Origin of the sequence: Cupriavidus phytohabitans (assembly GCF_017815025.1) — a bacterium.
GTDB lineage: Bacteria > Pseudomonadota > Gammaproteobacteria > Burkholderiales > Burkholderiaceae > Cupriavidus.
Map to the genome: position 1 here is coordinate 60633 of NZ_JAGIQB010000014.1, position 24050 is coordinate 84682.

Sequence of the window (24050 nt, forward strand, 5' to 3'; positions counted from 1 at the left end):
GGAGTCCAAGCATGAAAACCATCGGACTGATCGGCGGCATGAGCTGGGAATCGTCCGCCGAGTACTACCGGCTCATCAACCAGGAAATGAAAGCGCGGCTGGGCGGGCACAACAACGCCCGCAGCCTCATGGCCACCGTCTGCTTCGAAGAGATCAAGGCACTGCAGCACGCTGGGCAATGGGACGAACTTGGCCGGCTCATGCAGCAGGCCGCACGGCAGGTCGAGGCCGGTGGCGCGGATTTCGTACTGCTCTGTACGAACACCATGCATCGCGTGGCGCCAGCGATCGAATCCGTGCTCAATGTGCCCTTCATCCATATCGTCGACCCGACGGCGCGAGCACTGCAGCACGCCGGCATCCGGCGCGTCGGCTTGCTCGGCACTCGCTTCACGATGGAGCAGGATTTCTACCGCGGGCGGATGCGCGACCTGCATGGCATCGACGTGGTGGTGCCGGAACAGGCGGACCGCGACCGGGTGCACGCTGTCATCTATGAAGAGTTATGCCACGGCATCGTGCGGGATGAGGCAAGGGCCGAATACCAGCGCATCGTCACCGCGCTCGTGGCGCAGGGCGCAGAAGGCGTGATCCTCGGCTGCACCGAAATCACGCTGCTGCTCGGGCAGGGTGATGTGGCGCTGCCGGTGTTCGATACCACGGCGCTGCATGCGCAGGCGGCGGTAACGCTGGCGCTCGGCTGAGCGGCCGTGCCCATGTGTGGGCAATCTCTGAGGCGCTGGCCCACATGATTCAGGCAAGCGCTTCAGTTGCATTTCAAACCGCCAGCCGCCCCGCCACCCGCTCCCGCCTGACCACCCCCAGCGAGAACATCGACACCCCCGCGATCAGCGCCGGGACGCCGACCAGCACGAACAGCGCCGGCATCCCCAGCCCCATCGACAGCATGGTGGCGCCGCCCACAGAGCCCAGCACCGAGCCGATGCGCCCCACCCCGTTTGCCCAGCTCACGCCAGTGGCACGGCAATCAGTCGGATAGAAGCTGGCCGACAACGCATTGGCCCCCACCTGCGACCCGGAGATGCAGAACCCCGCGAGGAACACCGCAAACCCCGCGGCAACCGGCTCGGACGCAAAACTGCCCACCGCCGCGATGCACACCGCTGCCAGCGAATAGCTGGAAGCCAGCACGTAGTGCGGATTGATCCGGTCCATCAGCCAGCCCAGCGCGATGGCGCCCACGGTGCCGCCGACCTGGAACATGGTGGTCACCAGTGCTGCCGTGCGCAGCGAATGCCCGGTGCCGCGCAGCAGCGTCGGCAGCCAGCTCGACAGCAGGTAGATCACCAGCAGGCTCATGAAGAACGTCAGCCAGAACAGCAGCGTGCCGCGCAGCAGCTCGGGGCGGAACAGGTGCCGCACCGGCGAGGTGGTGGCGCGCTGCTCGCCGACGGCGAAGGTGGCGCTGCGCAGGTCTTCATGCGGGGCGATCTTCTGCAGCGTGGCGACAACGCGCTCGCGCGACTTGCCGGTCATCACCAGGTAGCGTACCGATTCCGGCAGCATCCAGACCAATGCCACCGCCAGCAGCAGCGGCAGTACGCCGCCGGCCACCAGCACCGAGCGCCAGCCGAAGGCATCGATCAGCCCGGCCGAGGCCAGGCCGCCGAAGGCGGAGCCCAGCGTGAAGCCGCAGAACATGGTGGTGACCAGGAAGGAGCGCCGCTTGTCGGGGCAGAATTCGGAGGTCAGCGTGATCGCGTTGGGCATGGCGCCGCCCAGGCCCAGGCCGGTCAGGAAGCGCAGCAGCACCAGCGTCCACAGATCTTGCGACCACGCCGAAGCCAGGCTGGCCGCGCCGAAGAACAGCACCGACAGCACCAGCACGCCCTTGCGGCCGAAGCGGTCGGCGAGCGGGCCGAACAGGAAGGCGCCGGCCATCAGGCCGCCGAGGCCCGCGCCAAACAGCGGCGCAAGCTGTGCCGGCGTCAGCTGCCATTCCGCGCGGATGGCGGGCGCGATAAAGCCGATCGCGGCGGTATCGAAGCCGTCGACGGCGACGATCAGGAAGCACAGTACGACGATGGTCACCTGGAACGCCGACAGCGGCTGGCGGTCGATGAACGCGGTGACGTTGAGCGGTTGGCTGGCAGGCATGGTGTCTCCTCCTTGTTGCCAGGATCAGGGGCGAGAGAGGGCCGGCGGCTTCGTCGGCCGCCAGCTCGCTATCAGGGTTTTCAGCGCGGAGAGAACGCCGCGCTCAGCGGCTTACAGCCACGGCGTGGGACTCAGGCAGTTCTGCGCGCGCCAGCCGTGCAGCCACTGCAGCGCGTCGTAGAACTGGGACTGGCTGCGGCCGGTCCACAGGCTGTTGCGCACCAGGCGATCGACGCCCTTGGCGTGGTAGACACGCCCCATGTCGCGCGCGGCGTAGAGCACGCGCGCGGTGCGCGGTATGCGGGCCTGTTCGTACAGCTGGAAGGCCGCTGCGTAGTCGCCATCCGCCGCTTTCACCGCGGCGCCGAGCGTCACGGCATCCTCCAGCGCCTGGCAGGCGCCCTGCGCCACGTACTGGGTCATCGGGTGCGCGGCATCGCCGAGGATGGTGGCGCGGCCGAAGCTCCAGCGCTCGACCGGGTCGCGATCGGCGGTGGCCCAGCGCTTCCATGAGGTCGGCCGGTCCAGCATCTGGTGCGGCAGCGGGTGAATGCCCTGGAAATACGACAGCACTTCTTCCTTGCTGCCGTCGCGCACGCCCCAGGTCTCCTGTTCGCGGCTGTGGAAGGTCACCACCAGGTTGTACTGCTGGCCGCCACGCAGCGGGTAATGCACCAGGTGGCAGTTCGGGCCGGCCCACACCACCGGGGCGTTGACCTGCAGGTCCTGCGGCATGTTGGCCACGTCGACCACTGCGCGGTAGACCACGTGCCCGGTCACGCGCGCTTCATCGCCGATCAGCGCCTGGCGGATCGCGGACTTGACGCCGTCGCAGCCGATCACCGCATCGCCGCGGTGGTGCTCGCCATGCTGGTCGATCACGGTCACGCCGTTGTCGTCCTGCAGCAGTTGCTCTACGCGCGTGCTGGTGCGGAAGGTGATCAGCGGATGATCCTGCACGGCTTCCAGAATCGACAGGTGGATGTCGGCGCGGTGGATCACCGCATACGGGTTGCCGAAGCGCTCGCGGTACGGCTGCCCGACATCCACTTGCGCGATGACGCTGGTGTCGATGGCGTCGCGCAGGCTGAGGTAGTCGGTAAAGACCGCGCGGCCGCGCGCGGCCTCGCCCACTCCCAGCGCATCGAGCGCGGCGAAGGCGTTGGCGGCCAGCTGGATGCCGGCGCCGATCTCGCCGATCTGCTCGGCCTGTTCCAGCAGTTCGATGCGGATGCCCTGGCGTGCCAGCGCCAGCGCCGCGGCCAGGCCGCCGATGCCGCCGCCGATGATGAGGACCTTGCCGGTCGCGTTGTTGGTCTCGTTGTTGGTGCTGCTCATGTCTGTCTCCTGGCCTGCGCCGCTGGCGTCAGGCGATGTAGTCTGGCTGGCGCGCGGGCGCGGCCTGGGCGAAGGCGGGATGGGTGCTGGCGTGGGCGTAGACGGCCAGCGCGCGCTCGTAGCGGCCCAGGTCGCAGCCCATGCGCAGGGCATTAGCCACCTGCGGCACCAGCGCGACATCGGCCAGCGTGGGCGCATTGCCGAAGCACCAGTTGCCGTGGCCGTGGCATGCCAGCAGCCGTTCCACGCCGGCCATGCCTTCGTCGATCCAGTGGCGGTACCAGGCGTCCTTCTGCTCTGGCGTAGCCTTCAGCGTGTCCTGCAGGTAGCGCAGCACGCGCAGGTTGTTGACCGGGTGGATATCGCATCCGACCAGCATTGACAGCTCCAGCACGCGTGCGCGCTGCACAGGATCCTGAGGCAGCAGGCGCGGCTCGGGATGGCGCGCGTCCAGGTAGTCGATGATCGCGAACGACTGGCCCAGCGTGAAGTCGCCGTCGACCAGCGCGGGCACGGAAGCGGACGGGTTGATGCCATCGACATACTCCGCCTCGCGGTGCTGGCCGGTGCGGATATTGACGCCGAGGTAGTCGTACGGCAGGCCCTTGAGGGCCAGCGCGATGCGCACCCGGTAGGAAGTCGAGCTGTTGAAGAAACTGTAGAGCTGCATGGTTCGGAGTGCCTGTGTGCTATGCGTGGCGCGGGATCAGACCACGCGCACGGTCAGTTCGCCCAGGCCGTCGACGCCGGTGACCATGGTGTCGCCGGCCTTGACCGCGCCCACGCCTTCAGGGGTGCCGGTGAAGATGACGTCGCCCGGCTCCAGGCGGAAGAACTGCGACAGGTAGGCCACGGTCTCGGCGACCGACCAGATCAGGTGCGCCACGGTACTGCGCTGCCTGGTCTCGCCGTTGACGGTCAGCCAGAGCCCGGCCTGCTGCGGATGGCCGATGTCGCTGGCGGGGTGGATCGGGCCGACCGGCGCCGACGCATCGAAGGCCTTGCCGATTTCCCAGGGGCGGCCCATCTCGCGCATCTTCATCTGCAGGTCGCGGCGGGTCATATCGAGGCCGACGGCGTAGCCCCACACGTGCTCGAGCGCCTGCTCGACGGGGATATCCGAGCCGCCCTTGCCGATCACGGCCACCAGCTCGGCCTCGAAGTGATAGTTCTGCGTCTGCGCGGGGTACGGCAGGTCGAGCGTGGTGCCAGCCTGCACCGGGACGATGGCGTCGGCCGGCTTGCAGAAGAAGAACGGCGGCTCGCGGTCGGGATCGAAGCCCATTTCGCGGGCGTGGGCGGCGTAGTTGCGGCCGACGCAGTAGACGCGGCGCACGGCGAACTGGTCGTCGCTGCCGGCAACGGGGATGGCAACGGTGGCGGGGGGCGTGAAGACGTAGGACATGGTCAAGGTTTCCAGGGATCTGTCAGGTGAGCGCCGGCGCGGCGGTGCCGGCCGGCATCGCGCGTGGCGGCATTTGTCAGGATTTGTCGGGCTCAGGTGCGAGACTCGCGCAGCAGGTTCAGCGCGGACAGCACCGGCCGGTCGGAATAGCTGAACAGCACGGCGTCTTCCAGCGCGCCGAGCTGCACCGGCGCCCACGACGGCACCACGAACACGTCGCGCGGCTCGAACTGGAACTGCGCATCGCCGATGCGCACGGTGCCGCGCCCTTCCACCACGCTGTACACGGTGGCATCGGTGCTCCGATAGGTCTTGCCCTGGAAGCCCGCCGGCAGGTACTGCATGAAGGTAGCGATGGTCGGCATCGGCCAGCCGCCGGTGGCAGGGTTGACATAGCGCAGCTTGACGCCGTCCCAGGGATCGAGTTCGCCGTTGCGGTAGAGCTGGTCCAGCGCCTCGCGCGACCGGGCGTACGGGTAGCTGAAGATCGGCGAGGTGGGATCGGTCACGCGGTGCCGCACCGGCACCATGTTGTGGCCGAAGCGGGCAAAGCTGTCGCCTTCGGCACGGGTCACGGGCTGCTGCGACTCGGGGTAGTTCTCGGCAAAGCCGGCGTCGAATTGCTGCACCAGGGGGATATCCAGGCCGTCGAGCCATACCACCGGCTCGCCGCCGTTCTCTACGCTCGGATTGCCATGGTCATGCCAGGTCCACGACGGCGTGATGATGAAATCGCCGGGATGCATGGTGGTGCGTTCGCCGTTGACGGCGGTCCAGGCGCCCTTGCCTTCGACGATAAAGCGCAGCGCCGACTGCGTATGGCGGTGGCTGGGGGCGATCTCGCCCGGCAGGATCAGCTGCAGCCCCGCGTACAGCGTGGAGGTAATGCTGGACTTGCCAGGGATGCCCGGGTTCTCCAGCACCAGGACGCGGCGCACCGCTTCCTCGGCGCTGATGACACCGCCGGCCTGCATCACCAGCGGGCGGATCTGCGCGTACTTCCAGATGGCGGGAACGATCTGCGGCCGCGGCTGCGGCGGGACCAGGGCGTGCAGCGACTCCCACAGCGGGGTCATGTGGCTGCGGCCGATTTCTTCGTAGTAGGCCACGCGGGCCGGGTCTGGGGTGTGCTCGGACATGCTGTCTCCGTAACTTCGTACAGGGCTTTCGAGAGCGCTTTGGGTGGGTGCCTGGATCACTGCGCACCGTCTGTGTTGTCGTTATACGCGGCGCCCTATAAGATTTGAAATGAACTTTTCATCTTATCGATACGATTTACCGTATAGGTCACCCAATGGATTGGACCCAGAGACTGCGCCTGCGCAACCTGCAGATGCTCCTGAGCCTGGCCGAGACCGGCAACATGAGCCAGTCCGCCGCCATGCTGAACACCACCCAGCCCGGCCTCTCCAAGTGGCTGAAAGACCTTGAGGACGATATCGGCCTGCCGTTGTTCGAGCGCCAGGCACGTGGCCTGCGCCCCACGCCCTATGGCGAGTCGCTGATCGAGCACGCACGGCGGATCGAGGCCCAGCTCGATACCGCCCGCGACGACCTGCAGGCCATGCGCGACGGCGGCAGCGGGCTGGTGGTGGTGGGCACGTCGGGCGCTTCGGCGGCGGACACGGTGCCGCTGGCCGCGCTGCAATTGCTGCAGCAAATGCCGCGCGCCAGCGTGCGGCTGCTGGAAACCACCATGGACCGGCTGATGGGGCAGCTCGCGCGCAGCGAGCTGGATATCGTGGTGGGCCGTTCGGCACCGGAGCTGCAGGATGCGCAGATGCGGACCGAATCGCTCTACATGGAGCCGATCCATTTCGTCGCGCGCCCGCGGCACCCGCTGCTACAGGGTGGCAAGGTGGCCTGGGACGACCTGTACCGCCACCGCTGGGTGGTCTGGCCGCGCGGCACGCCGATCCGCAATGCGCTGGAAGGGGCACTGGCCAGCGCCGGGCGGGCGTTGCCGGCGGACTGCGTAGAAAGCAACTCGACCGTGCTCAACCTGACCCTGTTCAATAACAGCGACATGGTGGGGCTGGCCTCGCACCGCACCGCGCGGCGGCTGGAAGAGCTGGGCGCGCTGCGCATCGTGCCGCTGCGGCTGGCGGGGTTCGGCTCGGTGTCGATGTACTGGCGCGCGGATGGCGAGTCGCGCGCGGCGGTGGCGGCGATGCTGGATTGCCTGCGGCGGGCGGCGGGGGCGCAACAGGTGCCGGCGGAGGCGCCGCTGGCGTAGGGGCATCCGGACCCCTGGCGCTCAAGGTTGGGCGGACGGGGCCGTCAATGGGTGTTGGCGGCAGCTCCGTCCCGGCCGCCCGGCGCGGCGGCAATCCCGCCGCTTCCTACCAACCGCCTTCACCAAGGAAACTTTACATGGAAATTTCCAACGTCACCGCCGGCCTGGCGGGCGATCCGGGCGCCGATCCGGTGAGCCTGATGATGCTGCGCAAGTCGCTGGACATGCAGGCACAAGGCGTGGCTGCACTGCTGCAGGCCATGCCCCAGCCGGTCGCAGCCAGCAACCCGCCGCACCTGGGCCAGACCATCGACGTCAAGGTCTGAGTTCGCGCGGCGCAAGCCATCGCGACGCGGGCGTCGCCGGCACCTTGGGCCGGACACATGGGCGCCGGCCGACGCATAATGTCGGCACCTGCTCTCTCCGGTGCCCGCCATGCAGCTTCTCGACGCCCGCGTCCGCGACCTGCTCCGTCATCCGGGGCGTTTCCTGTGGCGCACGCTGGTGCAGTTTCGCGCCAACCAGGGCCTGCTGCTGGCCGGCGCAGTGGCCTACTACGCGCTGCTGTCGATCGTGCCGTTGCTGATCCTGATGGTCATCGGGCTGTCGCACGTGATCGACCCGCGGCTGTTGCTGTCGACGCTGGCGCGCTACCTGGAGTGGGTCGTGCCGGGACAGTCCAGGGCGCTGGTGCCCGAGCTGGCGTCGTTCCTGCGCAGCCGCGCCACGGTCGGCTGGGTGCTGCTGGGCACGATGTTGTTTTTCAGTTCGCTGGCGTTCACCGTGCTGGAAAACGCCATGTCAGTGATCTTCGTCCATCGCGTAGCGATCCGGCGCCGCCATTTCCTGATCTCGGCGGTGCTGCCTTACTGCTATATCGCGGTGCTGAGCGTGGGGCTGCTGCTGGTGACAGTGGTCTCGGGCGGGCTGATCGCCATTGGCGAGCGGCACGTGGAAGTGCTGGGCCATGACTGGTCGCTCGACCGGCTTTCCACCACGCTCCTTTACCTGCTCGGCTTCCTGGGCGAGATCCTGCTGCTGACGTCGATCTACATGGTGATGCCAGTCGGCCGGTTGTCTTTGCGGCATGCGCTGTGCGGCGCGGTGCTTGCCGCGGTGCTGTGGGAAATCTCGCGCCACGCGCTGGTGTGGTACTTCACCACGCTGTCGCAGGTGGGGCGCGTCTATGGCTCGCTGACCACCGCGATCGTGGTGCTGCTGAGCCTGGAGATCGCGGCAACGCTCTTGTTGCTCGGCGCGCAGGTGATCGCGGAATTCGAGCGCAGCGGCTGGGAGCAGCCACCTGCTTCGGACGGCCCCGCCGGCGAGTTCCATACCTGACGCTTGCCGCTTCAGGCCAGTGCGGACGCCATGCAGGCGCGGATGGAATCGGCCCCGGCGGCATCAAAGGCGCCGATGAAGACCAGCGCCGATTCGCCGGCCCCGCCGTGCGCCAGGGGCCGCATTCGCATCCTGCCCCCGACCACGTGTACCTCGTGCAGCCGCGGATCGGCCGCCAGCCGGACCAGTCCCTTGGCGCGCAGCAGGCGCACGGGCAGCGTCGACAGTGCATGCCGCAGCCGCGCCTTGTCGAAGCCGCGGCCTGTCTGGTAGGCGATGCTGCGGATGCCGGTATGCGGCGTGGAACGATGCCAGCCTGAATGCGATTGCAGCACGCCGGTGCCCGTCGGCGCCGGGATGGCTGCGTCGATAAAGACTGACAGCGGCATGTCGCCATCGCGCGCTGCCAGCACCGTGGCGCGCGGCGCAATCGTACCGACAGTCTCGGCTACTGCCGCTGCGCCGCCGGCATCGCAGAGATCAGTCTTGGTCACCGCCACCACCGAAGCCCCCGCGATCTGCTGCCTCACCATCTCGCCTACCAGCGGGTCGCGCAGGCTGTCGTGCACGGCGGCGGCATCCACCGCCACCAGCACCGCGTTGAGCCGGAACGCCGGATCCAGCAATCCGATCTGCGCGATGCGCTGCGGATCCGACACGCCGCTGGCCTCGATCACCAGCAGGTCGGGCCGCGCGTCGCGCTCGGCGATCGCCACCAGGGCCTCAGCCAGCCGGCCGCCGATGGAACAGCACACGCAACCGTTCTCGAGCTGGATAACATCGTCGCTGCGCGCCCGAATCAGCGCGGCGTCAATATTGATCTCGCCGAAGTCGTTCACCAGCACGGCAATGCGCAGCCCCTGCGCATTGGCCAGCAGCCGGTTCAGCAGCGTGGTCTTGCCTGCGCCAAGGTAGCCGCCGACGACGACCAGCGGGATCGGAGGCCGGGCGTTCATCGGGAAGGCGCCTCGAACACGCGGCCGCCCAGCACCGTGCCCCACACGCGTACGTCCTTGAGCTGCGCCGGATCCACGGTGGCGGGATCGCCTTCCAGCACCGCGAAGTCGGCCAGCTTGCCGGGCGCGATGCTGCCGATGCGATGGTCGAGTCCGAGCGTGTAAGCCGCGCCCATCGTGACCGCATAAAGCGCGTCGGCCACCGTCAGCCGCTCGGCCTCGCCCATGTCACGGCCCGAGGCGCTCTGGCGCTGTACCGCGCACCAGGCGGTGAAGAGAGGGTTCAGCGGCGTGATCGGCGCATCGGAATGGATCGCGAACGGAATGCCGAGGCGCTGCGCGGTGCCTGCCGGGTTCATGCGCGCGGCACGCGCCGGGCCCACGGTCTGCGTGGCATGGGCATCGCCCCAGTAGTAAAGATGGTTGGCGAAGAAGTTGATGCACAGCCCGAGGCGCTTCGCCCGCGCCAGCTGCGCGGCATCGGCAAGCTGGCAGTGCTGCAGCGTATGGCGATGGCCGGCGCGCGGATGGCGCGACAGCAGCGCTTCCAGCGTGTCGAGCACGACCTCGGTGGCTTCGTCGCCGTTGGTGTGGATATGCAGCGGCAGGCCGGCGAGGTGGAACGGCGCGAATGCGTCCAGCAACTGCTCGGGCGGGATCAGCCACAGGCCGTTGGGCTGGCCGCCGGCGTAGCCGGGCGCGCGCAGCCGCGCGGTAAAGCCCTGGATCGAGCCGTCGACGATGAACTTGACCGGGCCGAAGTGGAGCTTGCCGGAGCCGGCCGCTGCAGCCTGCCGCACGCGCTCCGGCCCGCCCTGCGCGTCACGCTGCGGCGCGAACGCGGGCACGATGCGCAGCGGGAAGCTGTCGTCCGACGTCACGACGTGCAGCGTTTCCAGCCCCCTGGCCGACAGGTCGTTGACCAGGTCGGTCGCCGTGGTCACGCCAGCCAGCTGCGCCACGCGCCCGAAGCGGCGCACTGCCTCAGCGTCCTCCGCCGCAGCCAGCGACAGGCCGCGGCCGATCACGCGCTGCACCGGGAACATTGCCGCGAACTCCTGCAGCTCGCCGGTGGGCTTGCCATCCGCGTCCTTGTGCACGCCGTCGATGTCGGTGTCTTCATCGATGCCGGCCAGCGCCAGCATCGCCGAATTGACGTTCATCAGATGCACGCTGGCATGCATCACCACGACCGGCCGCGTCGCCGATACGCGATCCAGCTCGCGCACCGACAGCCGCGCGCTGCCGAAATAGATGGGATCGAAACCCCACGCCAGCAGGGGCGTGCAGGAGTCTTGCAGCTTGCCGGCGGCATCGGCAAGGCGCTCGATGACTTCGTCCATCGTGCGCAGCCCGCGCCAGAGCCTGCCATCGGGATCGCGGCGGTCGAAGTAGCCGACGTAGACCGCGTCCCACATCGCGCCTTCCATCAAATGGCAATGGCCTTCGACCATGCCGGGCATCAATACCTTGTCGCGGAAGGTGTCGACCACCACCGCGTCGGGCCATGGCGCCATTTCCGCCGCGCCGCCGACCGCAAGGACCTGGCCGTCGCGTACCGCGACATGGGTCGCTTCCGGCTGCGCCGCTTCCATCGTGAGGATCTTGCGCGCCACGAATACCTGCGTGCGCGCCGTGTCGTTGTGATTCATCGCTGCTTGCATGAGTCGTAAGGATCAGGCCGGCTGCACGCGCGCCAGGCGCGGCGCGTAGTTCGCCACCACGGTCACCAGCAGGTTGACCGCAAGGCTGACCAGGCCGAGGTTGATGCCGCCGAAGTCGGCCTGCTGCGCGTACAGCGCGATCGCCAGGCCCTGCCCGCTCAGGATGCCGAGCGCAATCGCCATCGGCCGCACCTTCAGCGAGAACAGGATCACGATGACGCCGGGGAAGAACTGCGTCACGCCGTAGTAAGTGGTGTTGATCAGCGTCAGCATCAGGTTAGGCGTGGCGAGTGTCATCGCGATCGACAGCACCAGGTACACCACGATCACCACCTTGGCCCCCTGCTTCTGGCGCTGCTCGGGCATGCCCGGCAGCAGGTTGCGCGTGACGATCGGGCCGATCGCCAGGCAGATGCCGGCCAGCACCAGCAGGCCCGACAGCGCGGCGCCGGCGGTCACCAGCCCGAGCAGCCAGTCCGGCAGCAGCCGCACCGCCGCCGCGAAGAAGGCTTCATTGGGCGAGGCCAGCTGCAGGTTCTGGCTGATTGCGTAGTACGACGCCAGCACCAAAAACGGGTACATCAGCATGTACAGCGGCATTGCCACCTGCGTGCGGCGGATGGTGTTGGCGCTCCTGGCGGTAAAGAAGTTCTGCACCGCGAACGGCATCACGTAGAAGCCCAGCGCCTGGAACAGCATGGTACTCATCGAGAAGCGCAGCTGCGTGTCGTTCATCTGGTTGCTGACCTGCAGGCTGGCGGCATGGAAGACATCGCCCACGCCGTCCTTCCAGCCAACCGCGACGCCGGTGGCGACGATCGCCACCACCATCAGGATGTCTTTCAGGATGGCGATGTAGGCCGACGCGCGCACGCCGGAGATGGCGATATAGGTAAAGGCCAGCGCCGCCGAGATCAGCACCAGGTACACGGGATCGAACTCCCAGCCCAGCCCCTTGAGCGCCGCCACCAGCCCGGTGAACTGCAACTGGCCCCACGGCAGCAGGAACAGGATCGAAGAACCGGCGACGATCAGTTCCAGCGCACGGCTGCCGTAATGGCCCTTGAACAGGTCGGGCAGCGTGATCGCGTTGTAGCGCGCGCCCGCCTGCCAGATCTTTGGCCCAAGGAAATAGCCAAGCGGGTAAGCCAGCAGGATGTAGCCGAGGAACCAGACGCCATAGGTCGGCCCCTTGGCATAGATGCCGCCGGGAAAGCCCACCATGGTGCCGATGCTGTAGATCTCGCCGGCCGCCAGGAAGAACACCAGGTAGGCGCCGAACTGCCGCGACGCGACGAAAAAGTCATGGACACTCTGCGCGCCGTGGCCCTTCTTCGAGCGAATGGCGAGATAGAGCGAGAAGACGATAAAGCCGAGAAATACCGCTGTAGTCATGGCTGGCCCCTCACGCTTCATGCACCGCTTCGGCGGCATGGCGGTCGAACAGCAGCCAGCAGGCCAGCATGCAGCCCGAGGTCAGCACGAACCAGGCAAAGATCCAGGCATAGATAAAGGGCACGCCGAGCACGAAACGCTCGACCGAAGCCACCCAGGGCAAGAGCCCGATCACCCCGATATACGGGATGCCGAGGCCGATGAACAGCTTGAGCATGTGTTGTCTCCGATGTTTTCCGATAAACGGTGCGCGGTGCCTGCCGCATGGGGCCCACGCTGGTTTCCGGTCATCATAGGGAGCACCGATGTATGATTCAAATGCAAATATCTAACCGCTTCCATAACCAATCCGCATGGATTCCGCATGGACATCCAGAAACTTCTGCACCTGCTCGCCATCGTCGAGCACGGCACCTTCTCCGAGGCCGCACGCGCCGTGCACCTGACCCAGCCCGCGCTGAGCCGCAGCATCCGCGCGCTGGAGCACGAACTGAAAGCGCCGCTGTTCGACCGCGGCGCGCGGCGCGCGCGCCTGACCGTGTTCGGCGAGCTGGTGGCCGACCGGGCGCGCCGCATGCGGCTGGAAGAACGCCAGTTGCGCCGCGACCTGGAACTGCTGCGCGGCGGCGAGGAAGGCTCGCTGACGATCGGCGTGGCGCCCGCGCCCGCCGCGCTGCTGCTGACGCCGTTCCTGATCCACATGGCGCAGGCGCACCCGCGCATCAAGGTCCGCACCGAAACCGGCGCCACCAGCGCGCTGCTCGACGCGCTGCGGCGCGAGACCATCGACGCCATCGTCGGCGACGCCTACGTGCTGCGCGCCGCCGACGACATCGAACTGGAGCCGCTGGGGGAGCTGCCCGCCGGGCTGGTGTGCCGCGCCGGCCATCCGATCCTGCGCAAGCGCCGCATCGATATCGAGACGATCCGCGCCTATCCGGTGGCGACCACCACGCTGAGCACCATCGTCAGCCGCCAGCTGGCCGAGCTATGGGGCCCCGAGGCCGCCCCCGACAAGCTCTTCACCCTGCACTGCGACAACCTCGACATGTTGCGCAGCGTGACGCTGGCCACCGACACGCTGCTGTTCGGCGTACTGTCGATCACCCGACAGGAACGCGCCGCGGGGCTGATGGCGGAAGTGCCGATGCCGCCCGACCCGCGCCGCTGCGGCCGCTACGGCATCGCGCGCATGGCAGCACGCTCGCTGTCGCCGGCGCTCGAGACGCTCTATGCATTCACGCGCGAGCACTGGAAGGAATTGTCGTCGGCGCCGGCGAGGCAGGGCGCGCGGCGCTGACCTGCCTGACCTGCACTGGCCGCTGATGTATGCTCCGCCCTGATCCCCAGCTCAAACCCGGCATGACCGATTCCACGCCAGACCGCCCCCGCCGCCTCACCATCCACGACGTCGCCCGCGCCGCCGGCGTGTCGCTGACCACGGTCTCGCATGCGCTGAACGACCGCGGCGTGCTGGACCCGGCCACGCGCGCACGGGTCAAGCGCATCGCTGCGGAACTGGGCTACCGGCCCAGCGTGCGCGCGCAGCGGCTGCAGTCGGGGCGCGCCAACTGCATCGCGCTGCTGTCGTCGATGCCGTTCGCGGTGGCGGGCGGCACCTCGCGGCTGGGTTTCATGATGGAAGTGGCCGCGATCGCGGCGGAAGCGGCGATGGGCCGCGGACTCGGCGTGGTGCTGGTGCCGCCGCTGGAAGGCGCGGGCGGATTGCTCGATACGCTCGATATCGACGGCGCCATCGTGATCGAGCCGATTGCCGCCGATCCGCATATCGCGCGGCTGCGCGAGCGCGGGGTCAGCATCGTCTCGATCGGACGCGAGCCGCTGACCGAAACGCCGGTGCCTTGCGTCGACCTGCAATCGGCCGAAACAGCGCGACTGCTGCTGGAACACCTGCACGGCCATGGCCGCCGGCATATCGGCCTGATGATCGGCGCCGCCGCGCGCCAGTCGTACGTGGAAACCGAGCGCGCCTATCGCGAGTTCACGCAGGCGGCCGGCCTGCCCTGCCATATCGTCAAGGCGCCCGAGGAGCGCGGCGAAGCCGGCGGTGCCGATGCCTGCGCGCAGCTGCTGGCGCAGATGCCGCAGCTCGATGCGCTGTGCGCGCCGGTGGATGCGTTCGCGGTGGGCGCGATGGCTCACCTGCAAAGCCTGGGCAAGCGCGTGCCCGACGACGTGCTGGTGGTGACACGCTACGACGGCATCCGCGCCCGCGGCGCGCAGCCGCCGATCACCGCGGTCAACCTGCACCTGGAACGGGTGGCGTCGCTGGCTGTGGAGCTGCTGTTTGCCCATCTGTCCGGCGACCGCAGCCGCACGGTGATAGCCGGGCCCGCCCCTGAACTGGTGGTGCGGGCCTCGTCTACGCCAACTGCCTGACTTCCTAGCCGCGCAGCAGCACCACCGCGCCCGACACCAGCGCGAACACCAGCACGCCGATGCGCAGCATGCGCTGGTTGATGCGCCGGTGCACCAGGTGGCTGGCGACCATGCCGACGCCCAGCACCGGCAACAGGCCGGCGGCGTAGAGCACCTGCTCCGTGCCGAGCTTGCCGCTCAGTGCCAGCACCACCAGCGAGATCACCTCTCCCACCAGGAAGCACAGCGCTACGGTGGCGCGCAGCGTCGCCACCGGTGCGTGCTGGTAGGCCAGCGCCAGCGGCGGCCCGCCCACGCCGGTGGCGGTCTCGGTGACGCCGGTGATGAGCCCGGTCGAGGCAAAGGTCAGCCGCCCCGGCGTAAAGGCCGGCGCCAGCAGCGACGCCAGCGCGGCGGCGATGGTGCTGCCCCCGACCAGCGCGTTGAGCCACGCCATCGGCATCGCCACCAGCACCCACAGCCCGCCGAAGGTGCCCGCCAGCCGCCCGGCGCTGATCCAGCCCGCGCCGCGCAGGTCGATGGCATGGCGCTCGCGCCAGGCCACGTAGGCATTGAGCGGCAGCATCGCCAGCAGCAATGCGCCCGGCAGCATCGCCGGCGCGGCCAGCGCCAGCACCGGCACCACGATCAGCGCGAAGCCCATGCCTGTCGCGCCCTGCACCAGCGCGCCGGTGAAGACCGCCACGCCGACACTGAACCACGTCATGTCCATCGTCACGCTGCCTCGCCGGTTGCGGTGGTGGCACCGGCGTGGCGCGCACGGTGCGCGTCGGCCGCTTCGTGCAGCTTGCGGATCGGGGCATTGGCGACGGTGTCGGCGGCCATCGCGTGGATGGCCTGCATCAGCGCGCGGGCATCCCAGTCGGTGGGCCAGCCTTGCCACAGCCGCAGGCTGCCGTCGACAAAGACCGCGCGGATCTGGTCGCGGTTGGCCAGCCGCACCAGCTCCCAGGTCAGGTCCCATGACGGCGCCAGCTCGGGCACGTCAAGGTCGACCAGCAGGAAGTCGGCGCGCTTGCCCGCGGCGATCTCGCCGGTCAAGGCGCCCAGTCCCGCGACGTCGGCGGCATCGTGCGTGGCCATGTCGACCCAGCGCCAGCCGGCGCCGCACGACGAATCGCCCACGCCGATGCCGAAGGCAAAGCGTTGCGCCGACTCGGCGTAGTCGAGCAGGCGGAAAGCGTCGCTGCGGGTGCCGTCGGTACCCAGGCCAAGGCGCACGCCGAAGGTCGCCATGGTTTCGGCGGGCGCCACGGCGTTGCCCTTCCAGGCACTGGCCACGGGGTTGTAGGCCACGGCCGCGCCGGTATCGGCCAGCAGGCGGATCTCGTGCGGCGTCACAAGCGTGGCGTGCGCCAGCAGCGCCGCCGGGCCCAGCGCGCCGACCGCTGCCAGGTGTTCGATGGGCCGGCGGCCGCAGGCGTTGAGCGAACGCTCCACCGCCACCAGGTGCTCGTTGGCGTGGGTCTGGAAGATGCGGCCGGATTCTGCGCAGAGCTGGTAGACGTGGTGCAGCATCGCTTCGGAGGCGACCTCGGGGATCGAGATCGCCAGCGACGGCGCCACCAGCGGGTCGCCGGCGTACTTGTCGAGGTGCGCGGCGGCGCGGCGCAGGATCGGCGCGGCGTCGAGCGTTTCGGCGCCCGGCTTGTCATTGCAGATCAGCCCCAGCACGCAGCGCACGCCGGCATCGGTGACCGCGCGCGCGATCGCATCCAGCCCGGCGTCGCTGCGCGTGCCGGCGTCGACCACGGTGGTGAAGCCGCCGCGCAGCGCTTCCAGCGCCGCCAGCCTGGACGACAGGTACAGGTGCTCCGCCGTCAGGCTGCCCTCCAGCGGCACCCAGACGCGGCGGAAGATCTCCGACGGCTCGCCGAACACCAGCGACTTGCCGAACGACTGGGTCAGGTGGTGGTGCGTGTCGATCATGCCCGGCATCAGCAGCATGCGCGGCAGCGGCAGGGTTTCAAGCCCCGGGAAGCGCGCCTTCACCTCATCGGCGCTGCCCACGGCGGTGAAACGGCCATCCTCCACGACCACGGCATGCCCGCGCACCGCGCCCTGGCGCAGCAGCGTCCATTCCGGCAGCAGGATGCGGGGTTGCCTGAACAGCTCCGGTTGCAGTGCCGGAGTATTTTCGCCGGGCCAGGCCGGCAGGATTGCATCGTGTCGAGTCATTGCGATTCAGGAAACGGGATCAGTGCGTGGCGGCGGCATCGTCGCCGACCGCCGGGGCCGGTGCCGCGGCACGCAGGCCCGTGTGGAAAAACAGGAAGTTGAGCAGCGCGGCGGTGATGGCGCCCATGGCCACGCCGTTGCCGACCAGGATGCGCAGGTTGGCCGGCAGGCCGCCGTAGATGCCGGGCACCAGGATCGGCAGCAGGCCCACGGCCAGCGCCACCGCCACGACATACATGTTGGCGTGATGGCGCAGGTCGACCTTGCGCAGCATGTCGATGCCCATGGTGCCGACGATGCAGAACACCACCAGGCCGGTGCCACCGACCACCGCCTCGGGGATCGCGCTGATCAGCGACGACACCGGCACCAGCAGCCCGAACACCACCAGGATCGCGCCCGACACCGCGGTGACGAAGCGCGAGCGCACGCCGGTCGCACGGACGATGCCGATGTTCTCGCCGCTGGTAATGACCAGCGAGGTGCCGAACATCCCGCCCACCAGCGAGGTGAGCGCATCCGCGCGGATGGTGCGCGGTACGTCGCGCTGCTGGTCCACCGGCTTGCCAACCGCATCGCTGATCGCCAGCGTCTGGCCGGTGGCCTCCACCATCGAGATCACGGCAAACACCATCAGCGGGATCGCGGCCACCACGTCGAAGGTCGGCATGCCAAACGGGAACGGCGTGGGCAGCGCGATCACCGGCGTCATCGACACATGGCCGACATGGAAGGCACCGGTCAGCACCGCCACCAGCGCGCCGCCCAGCAATCCCAGCAGGATCGCCAGCTGCGCCAGCATCCCCGTCAGCAAGCGCGAGGCAGCCACCGTGCAGGCGATGGTGGCAAACGCCAGCAGCAGGTTGAGCGGATCGACCGTGGCGCCCGCGGCAGGATGGCCGGCGACCAGCCGTCCCGACACCTGCGCCAGGTTGATCGCCACCAGCAGCAGCATCGTCCCCACCACCACCGGCGGGAAATAGCGCAGGCAGCGCCGGAACACGGGCAGCACACAGAAGTAGAAGACGCCGGTCAGGATCACGGCGCCGGCGGCGGTCTGCACGTCGGTCTGCTGCGCGATCAGGATGAACAGCACGATCGGCGCGCCGCCGGGCAGCATCACGAACGGCAGCCTGGCACCGACGCCGCGCTTGCCCAGCGACTGCAGCAGCGTGCCGAGGCCGCAGATCACGAAGGTGGCACTGAGCAGCTGCACCGCCAGCGCCGGCGGGAAGTCGAGCGCCTTGCTCATCAGGAACACGGACGCGATCGGCGACGCGGCCATGACAAGGACATGCTGGAGGCCGAAAACGAACAGGCGCCGCCATGGCAGCAGTTCGTCCACCGGCGCGGGGGCGGCGTGGGACATGAATAGGCTCCTCGTTTGGTGTGCCGGGCGTTGTGCGGTGGCCGAAGACCAGCCGCTGCGTCTGTGCGCAGTTCGCCTCAGATGTGATGAAATTCCGCTAACAAAAACGTTTTGGTAAGTCTAGGGAAAGCGAATCTTTGGCGCAAGCGGTTTCTACCGGCGCCAACAGCGGAGTTTCCCCTATATCGATCAAATCGATAACTGCTAGCAGGAAAACCCGTTTCACAAGCTAACGCCGTGGGTGCAAAGTGAGCGCCACACCGCATCGCGCACGCCCCGCGAGCGCCAAGGAGACGCCCCATGCGAGACAAGAACACACCCGCCGACCTTGCCGGCAGCCCCCAGCCTGCCCCCGCCCGCCGCCGCTTTGTCCGGCATGTCGGCGGGCTGGCGCTGGCCGCCTCACCGCTCGGCGCCCTCGCGGCAAAGGCAACCGACGGCGTCACGCTCGCCGACGGCCCGCGCCCGCTGGTGCGCTATCCCGGCAAGCGCCCGCTGGTGCGCGTCAGCACCCGCCCGCCGCACCTGGAAACGCCCTTCTCCACCTTCAACGAAGGGCCGATCACGGCCAACGACGCCTTCTTCGTGCGCTACCACCTGGCCAATATTCCGCTGTCGGTGGACCTGAACACGTACCGGCTGAGTGTGGGCGGCCATGTCGGCAAGCCGCTGCGCCTGTCGCTGGACGAACTCAAGAAGCTGGCCGACCCGGTCGAGGTGGTCGCGGTGAACCAGTGCTCGGGCAACAGCCGCGGCTTTTCCGAACCGCGCGTGTTCGGCGCGCAGCTGGCCAATGGCGCGATGGGCAATGCGCGCTGGACCGGCGTGCCGCTGCGCAAGGTGCTGGAGCATGCGGGCGTCAAGGCCGGCGCCAAGGTGGTGACCTTCAACGGCATGGATACGCCGGTGCTGCCGAGCACGCCGGATTTCCGCAAGTCGCTCGATATCGCGCACGCCATGAACGGCGAGCCGCTGCTGGCCTGGGGCATGAACGGCGAAGACCTGCCGCTGCTCAACGGCTACCCGCTCAAGCTGGTGGTGCCCGGGTATTTCGGCACCTACTGGATCAAGCACCTGTCCGAGATCGAAGTGCTCGACCACCCGTTCGAGGGTCATGACGCGTTCTTCATGACCAAGGGCTACCGCGTGCCGGACAACGATTGCCAGTGCGTGGCTCCCGGCACGCCGGCGGCCAAGACGCGGCCGATCTCGACGCTGGCCGTGCGCAGCTTTATCACAAGCGTGGGGAGCGGCGGCAGGCTGCCGGCCGGCCGCACGGTGGCGCTGAAGGGCATCGCCTTCGATGGCGGCTCCGGCATCCGCACGGTCGAGGTTTCCGTCGATGGCGGGCAGAACTGGCAGGTCGCGAAGCTGGGCGAAGACCTGGGCCGCTTCTCGTTCCGGGCGTGGCACTTGCCGGTGAAGTTCGCCCGCAAGGGCCCTGCGGTGCTGATGGTGCGCGCGACCAGCAACAACGGCGAGACCCAGCCGGCCAAGGCCAGCTGGAACCCCGCCGGCTACCGCCGCAATGTCATCGAAGCCACGCCGGTCACCATCGCCTGAGGAACGCGCCATGAAAGCAACCATCGCCCCCGCGCTGCTGGCGCTCGCCTTGCTCGGTGCCGGCAACGCCAGCGCCGCACCGCAGGACATCAAGCTGCCCGCGGAAAACGTCAAGCTCAAACCCGCCAGGCTGCCGGGCTATGGCATCGCCATGCAGAAATGCGCGATCTGCCATTCGGCCGACTACGTCTCCTACCAGCCGCCCGGGCTGAGCCTGGCGCAGTGGACCGCCGAGATGAAGAAGATGCAGCAGGCCTACGGCGCGCCGATCGACGATGCCGAGGTCGAGCAGCTCGGCGCCTACCTGGCGGTGGCCTATGGCTCGGCCAAGGCGAAGGACCCCGAGATCGTCGCGATCGCGCAGAAGGCGGGCAAACCGGCGGTGCCTGCCTCCGCCGCTCCCGGCGTCGACGTGCAGGGACTGCTGGCGAAGAATGCCTGCCTGAGCTGCCACGGCGTGACGCAGAAGGTCGTCGGGCCGGCCTACCATGAGGTCGCCGTGCGCTACAAGAACGATGCGCAGGCCCAGGCAAAGCTCGAAGCCAGTATCCGCGGCGGCAGCAACGGCAAGTGGGGCGCGGCGCCAATGCCGCCATTTGCCAGCCTGAAGCCGGAAGAAGTGCGCGCGTTGGCGACATACGTGCGCCAGCAATAATTTTCCACGGCAACCAGCGCCCCGGCTCTTCGCCGGGGCGTTTGCATTTCTCCTTGCCACGCGCGACGTGCCCCCTATACTTAGCCACATGGCTAACCATCATGCCGCGCTTCCTGCGGTTCCCGAGCTGTCCGACGTCTTCTACGCGCTGGCCGATCCCACCCGCCGCGCCGTCGTCACCATGCTCGGGCGCGGTCCGGAAACGGTCTCGGCACTGGCGGCGCCGTTCGCGATGGCGCTGCCCTCGTTCCTGAAGCACCTCCAGGTGCTGGAGCGCAGCGGCCTGATCCGCTCGCGCAAGATGGGGCGCGTGCGCACCTGCGAGCTGGTGCCGCAGCCGCTGAGCGAAGCGCGGCAATGGCTGGCCGATCAACACGCGCTTTGGGAGGCCCGCACCGACCGACTCGCCACCTTCGTCGAAGCGCTTCACCAGGAGGAACTGTCTGATGCCGAACGGAAACAACGCAAGCCCTGAAGCCACCCAGGACCTGGTCATCTCGCGCCTGCTCAAGGCCCCGCGCGCCAAGGTCTGGCGCGCATGGAGCGATCCGGAGCTGCTCAAGCAATGGTGGTGCCCCAGGCCCTGGACCACCGAGGTGCGCGCCTTCGACATGCGCCCGGGCGGCGCCTTCCATACCTTCATGCAGGGCCCCGACGGCGGCACCAGCGACAATCCCGGCTGCTTCCTGGAGGTGGTGCCGATGGAGCGCATCGTCTCCACCTCGGCGCTGGTGGCGGGCTATCGGCCGGCCACGCCCTGGCTGTCGATGACCGCGGTCATCACCATGGAAGACGAAGGCGACGGCACGCGCTACACCGCGCGCGTGATGCATCCGGACGAAGCCACGCGCAAGCGGCACGAAGAACTGGGCTTCCACGAGGGCTGGAATATCTGCATCACGCAGCTGGAGGAATTCGCCTCGCAGCTGAAATAACACACGCCATTGCGCCCCGGCGCGTGGTGTTCAGTGCGAGAACAGCACCGGCACGGTCATCGACTGCAGCAGCACGCGGGTCACGCCGCCAAGGACCAGTTCGCGCAGCCGGCCATGGCCGTAGGCGCCCATCACGATCAGGTCGGCGCCAAAGTCCGCGGCGCGCGACAGGATCAGTTCGCCGATGGTCATGTCGGCGCCCCCAGGGCCATGCTCGATCTCGACCGAGGCACCCTGCCTCTCAAGCACCCGCACCGCGTGTCCGACCGGCGTGGCATCGGCGCGCAACTCCCTGGCGGCGGTATGGGCGCCGAGTATGCGGACTTGCGCGCCAGCCAGCAGAGGCAGCGCGTCGTGCAGCGCGCGCGCGGCCTCTCGACTGCCGTTCCAGGCCAGCAGCACGCGTGTGCCGATGATGCTGAACTCGCCGGCGCACGGGACCACCAGCAAGGGCCGGCCAGATTCCAGCAGCAGCGCTTCCAGCAACTGTCTGGCAACCGGGCCTTCGACGTTGTCGCCATCGTACTGGCCGGACACGATCAGCCCGGCCTCGCGCGCTTCGCGCAGCGCCAGCGTGACGGGGTCGCGATCGACCGCACGCCATTCGGCCACGACCCCCAGTTCGCGGGTGGCGGCCTCGAAGGCGCAATGCATGTTTTCGCGCTGCAGCCGGCGGCGCTCCTGGTCTTCGGCCAGGCAGCGCTGGGCATTGTCCATGCGGTAGGACCAGGCGGGGTCGGGCACGCGCCCGGCCAGCAGGCCGATCAACGGGCAGCAGGCAGCGCTGGCGAGGCGGCCGGCAAGGTGCAGACGGCGGGAGGACTGAGGATTGCCGTCCAGGTGGACCAGGATGCTGTCGTAGGCCATGATGCCCTCGCTTCGGTCTTGGTTGCAGGTTGCATCCAGTCTAGGCCGCAAGACCGATTGGGCCTTGACCCGCGTCAAGGCGGCCGGAGCCCGCGCTTCATCCGGCCGGCACGAAAAGGGACAAGAAAAGCGACAAGAAACGGACGACAGGCGCCATTCGCCGCCAGCATCACTCAGTCGTCGTGGTCTTCGTGCCAGTGGCGCCATTCACGCTCGCGCCGCTTCTGTTCGCGCCATTCGCGCTCGCGCCACTTGCGCTCCCGCCATCGCTGTTCGCGCCAGTCGTCGTAATAGCCCGGCGCCACGACCACCGGCTGTGGCGGGGCCACGTAGACCGGCGCCGGCTCGTAGTAGACCGGGGGCGGCGCCACGGCATAGCCGGGAATGCCGATGCCGATATCGACGTTGACGCGGGCCTGGGCGGTGCCCGGGCCCATGACTGCGATGCCTGCCAGAGCGCAGGCGGCCAGAATGCTTCGCATGGTGATGTCCTCCTGGCCGGCAATGTAGCGGCGCCCCGCGGCGGCAGGTGTTCGCAGAAGGTTAGGCACGTAGCAACGTGTAACCGCACCGGCGCTTTTGCTGCGCTGGTGCTTGCCCTTGCTGTCGGCCTTTCTGCGTCCGCTGCCCGGCGCTGCTCCAGGAACTGCATCGGCGCACTGCCCGCGCGCGCCGTGCGCTCACGCCGGGCGGGCACCAGCAAAGCCACCGACGCGCTGTCGCAACTCCAGTCGGCCAGCACGCGCGCTTCGGGCTCAAGGTGGAGGTGGAGGTCGACGTAGAAGCGGTGGCACAGGCATCGCGCGCAATTAACCCACTCACGCGTGCTTGGCAAGACTGGTAAATCACCGTTGCAAAAACAAACAGAATGTCAGGTGCCTCGGCGCTAAAGTGGTCTTTCCCATGCCTGAAGGCTAATTTGGAGGTACACGCATGAAGCAACATCTGGCGAAATCCCTGTTGATGGCTGGCGCGATGGTCGCGTCCTACCCGCTGTTCGCACAGCAGGCCCAGCCCCTTCAACCGGCCCAGCCGATGCAAGCCACGCAACCGATGCAAGCCACCCAGCCGGCGTCCGCGCAACCGATGCAAGCCATGCCGGGCGCTGCACCGTCTGCCCAAGTCGCGCAGGCCCCGGGCGCAGCCAGCCCGTACGCACCGGCAGGCCAGGCCGCTCAGCCGGGCATGGCACCCGCCCCGGTCGATCCGATGCAGGCGAGCGCGCCTGGCAGCGCCGTCGACCCCGCCAGCATGAGCCTGGCCCCCGATGCGCTCGGCACCCGCCTGGGCCTGCGCAGCGCGTTCCTCGACGGCGCCTGACGCCAGCCCCCCCCCCCGCGCGTCAACGGCGGGCGCAAGCTGTGGTAGCGTAGCGCCCTGCCGATTTGACGCCACCATGACTCCGTTCGATTCCGACGCACTGAAGCGGCTGGTCAGCGTCACCATGCCCTACGGCAAGCACAAGGGCACGGTGATCGCCGACCTGCCAGGCAACTACCTGAACTGGTTTGCCCGCGAAGGCTTCCCGCCAGGGGAGATTGGCGGGCTGCTGGCGTTGATGCACGAGCTCGACCACAACGGGCTGTCGCACCTGCTCAAGCCGTTGCGCGGACGCGGCTAGCACCGCGCC

The 24050-nt window shown here is 68.4% G+C and carries 26 protein-coding genes; 12 read left to right on the top strand and 14 right to left on the bottom strand.

All coding sequences use genetic code 11. The features are described 5' to 3' along the window. Positions 1-11 precede the first annotated feature (11 nt). Positions 12-704: an aspartate/glutamate racemase family protein gene (locus J8I34_RS12040; protein ID WP_209806134.1), complete on the top strand. Its 693-nt coding sequence runs from the start codon at positions 12-14 to the stop codon at positions 702-704. Between the two features lie 73 nt (positions 705-777). Here the strand turns inward: J8I34_RS12040 and J8I34_RS12045 are convergent, their stop codons facing one another. From J8I34_RS12045 to gtdA, 5 genes are all read right to left on the bottom strand, one after another. Beyond that, positions 778-2118 carry an MFS transporter gene (locus J8I34_RS12045; protein ID WP_209806135.1) on the bottom strand — a complete coding sequence of 447 codons (1341 nt, stop codon included), beginning with the start codon at positions 2116-2118 and terminating at the stop codon, positions 778-780. A gap of 111 nt (positions 2119-2229) precedes the next feature. Then, the gene (locus J8I34_RS12050; protein WP_209806136.1) at positions 2230-3456 is read right to left on the bottom strand and encodes a 3-hydroxybenzoate 6-monooxygenase; all 1227 of its coding nucleotides are present in this window, start codon (positions 3454-3456) and stop codon (positions 2230-2232) included. Positions 3457-3484: 28 nt separating this feature from the next. Further along, entirely contained in the window at positions 3485-4126 is a 642-nt protein-coding gene (gene maiA, locus J8I34_RS12055; protein ID WP_209806137.1) for a maleylacetoacetate isomerase, read from the bottom strand. Positions 4127-4162: 36 nt separating this feature from the next. Next, on the bottom strand, positions 4163-4861 hold the full coding sequence (locus J8I34_RS12060) for a fumarylacetoacetate hydrolase family protein (RefSeq protein ID WP_209806138.1): 699 nt from the start codon (positions 4859-4861) through the stop codon (positions 4163-4165). Between the two features lie 92 nt (positions 4862-4953). Continuing rightward, on the bottom strand, positions 4954-6000 hold the full coding sequence (gtdA, locus tag J8I34_RS12065; protein WP_209806139.1) for a gentisate 1,2-dioxygenase: 1047 nt from the start codon (positions 5998-6000) through the stop codon (positions 4954-4956). A 155-nt stretch (positions 6001-6155) separates the two neighbouring features. On the opposite strand from gtdA, the gene J8I34_RS12070 reads away from it, so the two are divergent. The 3 genes from J8I34_RS12070 (at position 6156) to J8I34_RS12080 (ending at position 8438) form a co-directional block, all read left to right on the top strand. Continuing rightward, entirely contained in the window at positions 6156-7097 is a 942-nt protein-coding gene (locus tag J8I34_RS12070; RefSeq protein WP_209770251.1) for a LysR family transcriptional regulator, read from the top strand. A gap of 137 nt (positions 7098-7234) precedes the next feature. Continuing rightward, positions 7235-7423 carry a YjfB family protein gene (locus J8I34_RS12075; protein WP_209770243.1) on the top strand — a complete coding sequence of 63 codons (189 nt, stop codon included), beginning with the start codon at positions 7235-7237 and terminating at the stop codon, positions 7421-7423. 109 nt (positions 7424-7532) lie between these two features. Beyond that, positions 7533-8438, top strand: a complete 906-nt coding sequence (locus tag J8I34_RS12080; protein ID WP_029044551.1) for a YihY/virulence factor BrkB family protein — start codon at positions 7533-7535, stop codon at positions 8436-8438. Between the two features lie 11 nt (positions 8439-8449). On the opposite strand, the gene J8I34_RS12085 is transcribed toward J8I34_RS12080, so the two are convergent. The 4 genes from J8I34_RS12085 to J8I34_RS12100 are packed head-to-tail and all read right to left on the bottom strand — an operon-like array spanning position 8450 to position 12670. Further along, entirely contained in the window at positions 8450-9394 is a 945-nt protein-coding gene (locus J8I34_RS12085; protein WP_209770241.1) for a CobW family GTP-binding protein, read from the bottom strand. After that, complete coding sequence (locus J8I34_RS12090) at positions 9391-11046, bottom strand: amidohydrolase (RefSeq protein ID WP_209806140.1); 1656 nt, start codon at positions 11044-11046, stop codon at positions 9391-9393. The genes J8I34_RS12085 and J8I34_RS12090 overlap by 4 nt, the downstream gene beginning before the upstream one ends. A 24-nt stretch (positions 11047-11070) precedes the next feature. Beyond that, positions 11071-12453, bottom strand: coding sequence for a sodium:solute symporter family protein (locus J8I34_RS12095; RefSeq protein ID WP_209806141.1), 1383 nt, complete (start codon positions 12451-12453; stop codon positions 11071-11073). A 10-nt stretch (positions 12454-12463) separates the two neighbouring features. Further along, positions 12464-12670, bottom strand: a complete 207-nt coding sequence (locus J8I34_RS12100; RefSeq protein WP_209806142.1) for a DUF3311 domain-containing protein — start codon at positions 12668-12670, stop codon at positions 12464-12466. Between the two features lie 147 nt (positions 12671-12817). Between J8I34_RS12100 and J8I34_RS12105 the strand changes: the two genes are divergently transcribed. Then, positions 12818-13753, top strand: a complete 936-nt coding sequence (locus J8I34_RS12105) for a LysR family transcriptional regulator (RefSeq protein ID WP_209806143.1) — start codon at positions 12818-12820, stop codon at positions 13751-13753. A 62-nt stretch (positions 13754-13815) separates the two neighbouring features. Beyond that, entirely contained in the window at positions 13816-14853 is a 1038-nt protein-coding gene (locus J8I34_RS12110) for a LacI family DNA-binding transcriptional regulator (RefSeq protein WP_209770218.1), read from the top strand. A gap of 4 nt (positions 14854-14857) precedes the next feature. On the opposite strand, the gene J8I34_RS12115 is transcribed toward J8I34_RS12110, so the two are convergent. The 3 genes from J8I34_RS12115 to J8I34_RS12125 are packed head-to-tail and all read right to left on the bottom strand — an operon-like array spanning position 14858 to position 18400. Further along, on the bottom strand, positions 14858-15565 hold the full coding sequence (locus J8I34_RS12115) for a sulfite exporter TauE/SafE family protein (RefSeq protein ID WP_209770387.1): 708 nt from the start codon (positions 15563-15565) through the stop codon (positions 14858-14860). 2 nt (positions 15566-15567) lie between these two features. Continuing rightward, positions 15568-17031 carry an amidohydrolase family protein gene (locus J8I34_RS12120; RefSeq protein ID WP_209770216.1) on the bottom strand — a complete coding sequence of 488 codons (1464 nt, stop codon included), beginning with the start codon at positions 17029-17031 and terminating at the stop codon, positions 15568-15570. Positions 17032-17050: 19 nt separating this feature from the next. After that, positions 17051-18400, bottom strand: coding sequence for a uracil-xanthine permease family protein (locus J8I34_RS12125; RefSeq protein WP_209770214.1), 1350 nt, complete (start codon positions 18398-18400; stop codon positions 17051-17053). Between the two features lie 300 nt (positions 18401-18700). Between J8I34_RS12125 and sorA the strand changes: the two genes are divergently transcribed. The 4 genes from sorA (at position 18701) to J8I34_RS12145 (ending at position 21553) form a co-directional block, all read left to right on the top strand. After that, positions 18701-19963 (top strand): SorA family sulfite dehydrogenase catalytic subunit, encoded by a 1263-nt coding sequence (sorA, locus tag J8I34_RS12130; protein WP_209770212.1) that lies wholly within the window; start codon positions 18701-18703, stop codon positions 19961-19963. Between the two features lie 10 nt (positions 19964-19973). Next, a complete protein-coding gene (gene sorB, locus J8I34_RS12135; protein ID WP_209770210.1) occupies positions 19974-20618 on the top strand; it encodes a SorB family sulfite dehydrogenase c-type cytochrome subunit in 645 nt (214 codons plus the stop codon). Positions 20619-20706: 88 nt separating this feature from the next. Next, positions 20707-21093, top strand: coding sequence for an ArsR/SmtB family transcription factor (locus tag J8I34_RS12140; protein ID WP_029044563.1), 387 nt, complete (start codon positions 20707-20709; stop codon positions 21091-21093). Continuing rightward, positions 21065-21553: an SRPBCC family protein gene (locus tag J8I34_RS12145; RefSeq protein WP_209770207.1), complete on the top strand. Its 489-nt coding sequence runs from the start codon at positions 21065-21067 to the stop codon at positions 21551-21553. The genes J8I34_RS12140 and J8I34_RS12145 overlap by 29 nt, the downstream gene beginning before the upstream one ends. 30 nt (positions 21554-21583) lie before the next feature. On the opposite strand, the gene J8I34_RS12150 is transcribed toward J8I34_RS12145, so the two are convergent. After that, a complete protein-coding gene (locus J8I34_RS12150; RefSeq protein ID WP_209770205.1) occupies positions 21584-22420 on the bottom strand; it encodes a universal stress protein in 837 nt (278 codons plus the stop codon). A gap of 173 nt (positions 22421-22593) precedes the next feature. Further along, positions 22594-22902, bottom strand: coding sequence for a hypothetical protein (locus J8I34_RS12155; protein WP_029044566.1), 309 nt, complete (start codon positions 22900-22902; stop codon positions 22594-22596). Between the two features lie 451 nt (positions 22903-23353). Between J8I34_RS12155 and J8I34_RS12160 the strand changes: the two genes are divergently transcribed. Beyond that, positions 23354-23740: a hypothetical protein gene (locus J8I34_RS12160; RefSeq protein ID WP_209770203.1), complete on the top strand. Its 387-nt coding sequence runs from the start codon at positions 23354-23356 to the stop codon at positions 23738-23740. Positions 23741-23816: 76 nt separating this feature from the next. Beyond that, positions 23817-24041 (top strand): DUF3820 family protein, encoded by a 225-nt coding sequence (locus J8I34_RS12165; RefSeq protein ID WP_063240740.1) that lies wholly within the window; start codon positions 23817-23819, stop codon positions 24039-24041. Positions 24042-24050 lie beyond the last annotated feature (9 nt).

Coding starts and splice junctions, on each gene's coding strand:
- J8I34_RS12040 (WP_209806134.1), top strand. CDS start 12: ATGAAAACCATCGGACTGATCGGCGGCATGAGCTGGGAATCGTCCGCC.
- J8I34_RS12045 (WP_209806135.1), bottom strand. CDS start 2,118: ATGCCTGCCAGCCAACCGCTCAACGTCACCGCGTTCATCGACCGCCAG.
- J8I34_RS12050 (WP_209806136.1), bottom strand. CDS start 3,456: ATGAGCAGCACCAACAACGAGACCAACAACGCGACCGGCAAGGTCCTC.
- maiA (WP_209806137.1), bottom strand. CDS start 4,126: ATGCAGCTCTACAGTTTCTTCAACAGCTCGACTTCCTACCGGGTGCGC.
- J8I34_RS12060 (WP_209806138.1), bottom strand. CDS start 4,861: ATGTCCTACGTCTTCACGCCCCCCGCCACCGTTGCCATCCCCGTTGCC.
- gtdA (WP_209806139.1), bottom strand. CDS start 6,000: ATGTCCGAGCACACCCCAGACCCGGCCCGCGTGGCCTACTACGAAGAA.
- J8I34_RS12070 (WP_209770251.1), top strand. CDS start 6,156: ATGGATTGGACCCAGAGACTGCGCCTGCGCAACCTGCAGATGCTCCTG.
- J8I34_RS12075 (WP_209770243.1), top strand. CDS start 7,235: ATGGAAATTTCCAACGTCACCGCCGGCCTGGCGGGCGATCCGGGCGCC.
- J8I34_RS12080 (WP_029044551.1), top strand. CDS start 7,533: ATGCAGCTTCTCGACGCCCGCGTCCGCGACCTGCTCCGTCATCCGGGG.
- J8I34_RS12085 (WP_209770241.1), bottom strand. CDS start 9,394: ATGAACGCCCGGCCTCCGATCCCGCTGGTCGTCGTCGGCGGCTACCTT.
- J8I34_RS12090 (WP_209806140.1), bottom strand. CDS start 11,046: ATGAATCACAACGACACGGCGCGCACGCAGGTATTCGTGGCGCGCAAG.
- J8I34_RS12095 (WP_209806141.1), bottom strand. CDS start 12,453: ATGACTACAGCGGTATTTCTCGGCTTTATCGTCTTCTCGCTCTATCTC.
- J8I34_RS12100 (WP_209806142.1), bottom strand. CDS start 12,670: ATGCTCAAGCTGTTCATCGGCCTCGGCATCCCGTATATCGGGGTGATC.
- J8I34_RS12105 (WP_209806143.1), top strand. CDS start 12,818: ATGGACATCCAGAAACTTCTGCACCTGCTCGCCATCGTCGAGCACGGC.
- J8I34_RS12110 (WP_209770218.1), top strand. CDS start 13,816: ATGACCGATTCCACGCCAGACCGCCCCCGCCGCCTCACCATCCACGAC.
- J8I34_RS12115 (WP_209770387.1), bottom strand. CDS start 15,565: ATGGACATGACGTGGTTCAGTGTCGGCGTGGCGGTCTTCACCGGCGCG.
- J8I34_RS12120 (WP_209770216.1), bottom strand. CDS start 17,031: ATGACTCGACACGATGCAATCCTGCCGGCCTGGCCCGGCGAAAATACT.
- J8I34_RS12125 (WP_209770214.1), bottom strand. CDS start 18,400: ATGTCCCACGCCGCCCCCGCGCCGGTGGACGAACTGCTGCCATGGCGG.
- sorA (WP_209770212.1), top strand. CDS start 18,701: ATGCGAGACAAGAACACACCCGCCGACCTTGCCGGCAGCCCCCAGCCT.
- sorB (WP_209770210.1), top strand. CDS start 19,974: ATGAAAGCAACCATCGCCCCCGCGCTGCTGGCGCTCGCCTTGCTCGGT.
- J8I34_RS12140 (WP_029044563.1), top strand. CDS start 20,707: ATGGCTAACCATCATGCCGCGCTTCCTGCGGTTCCCGAGCTGTCCGAC.
- J8I34_RS12145 (WP_209770207.1), top strand. CDS start 21,065: ATGCCGAACGGAAACAACGCAAGCCCTGAAGCCACCCAGGACCTGGTC.
- J8I34_RS12150 (WP_209770205.1), bottom strand. CDS start 22,420: ATGGCCTACGACAGCATCCTGGTCCACCTGGACGGCAATCCTCAGTCC.
- J8I34_RS12155 (WP_029044566.1), bottom strand. CDS start 22,902: ATGCGAAGCATTCTGGCCGCCTGCGCTCTGGCAGGCATCGCAGTCATG.
- J8I34_RS12160 (WP_209770203.1), top strand. CDS start 23,354: ATGAAGCAACATCTGGCGAAATCCCTGTTGATGGCTGGCGCGATGGTC.
- J8I34_RS12165 (WP_063240740.1), top strand. CDS start 23,817: ATGACTCCGTTCGATTCCGACGCACTGAAGCGGCTGGTCAGCGTCACC.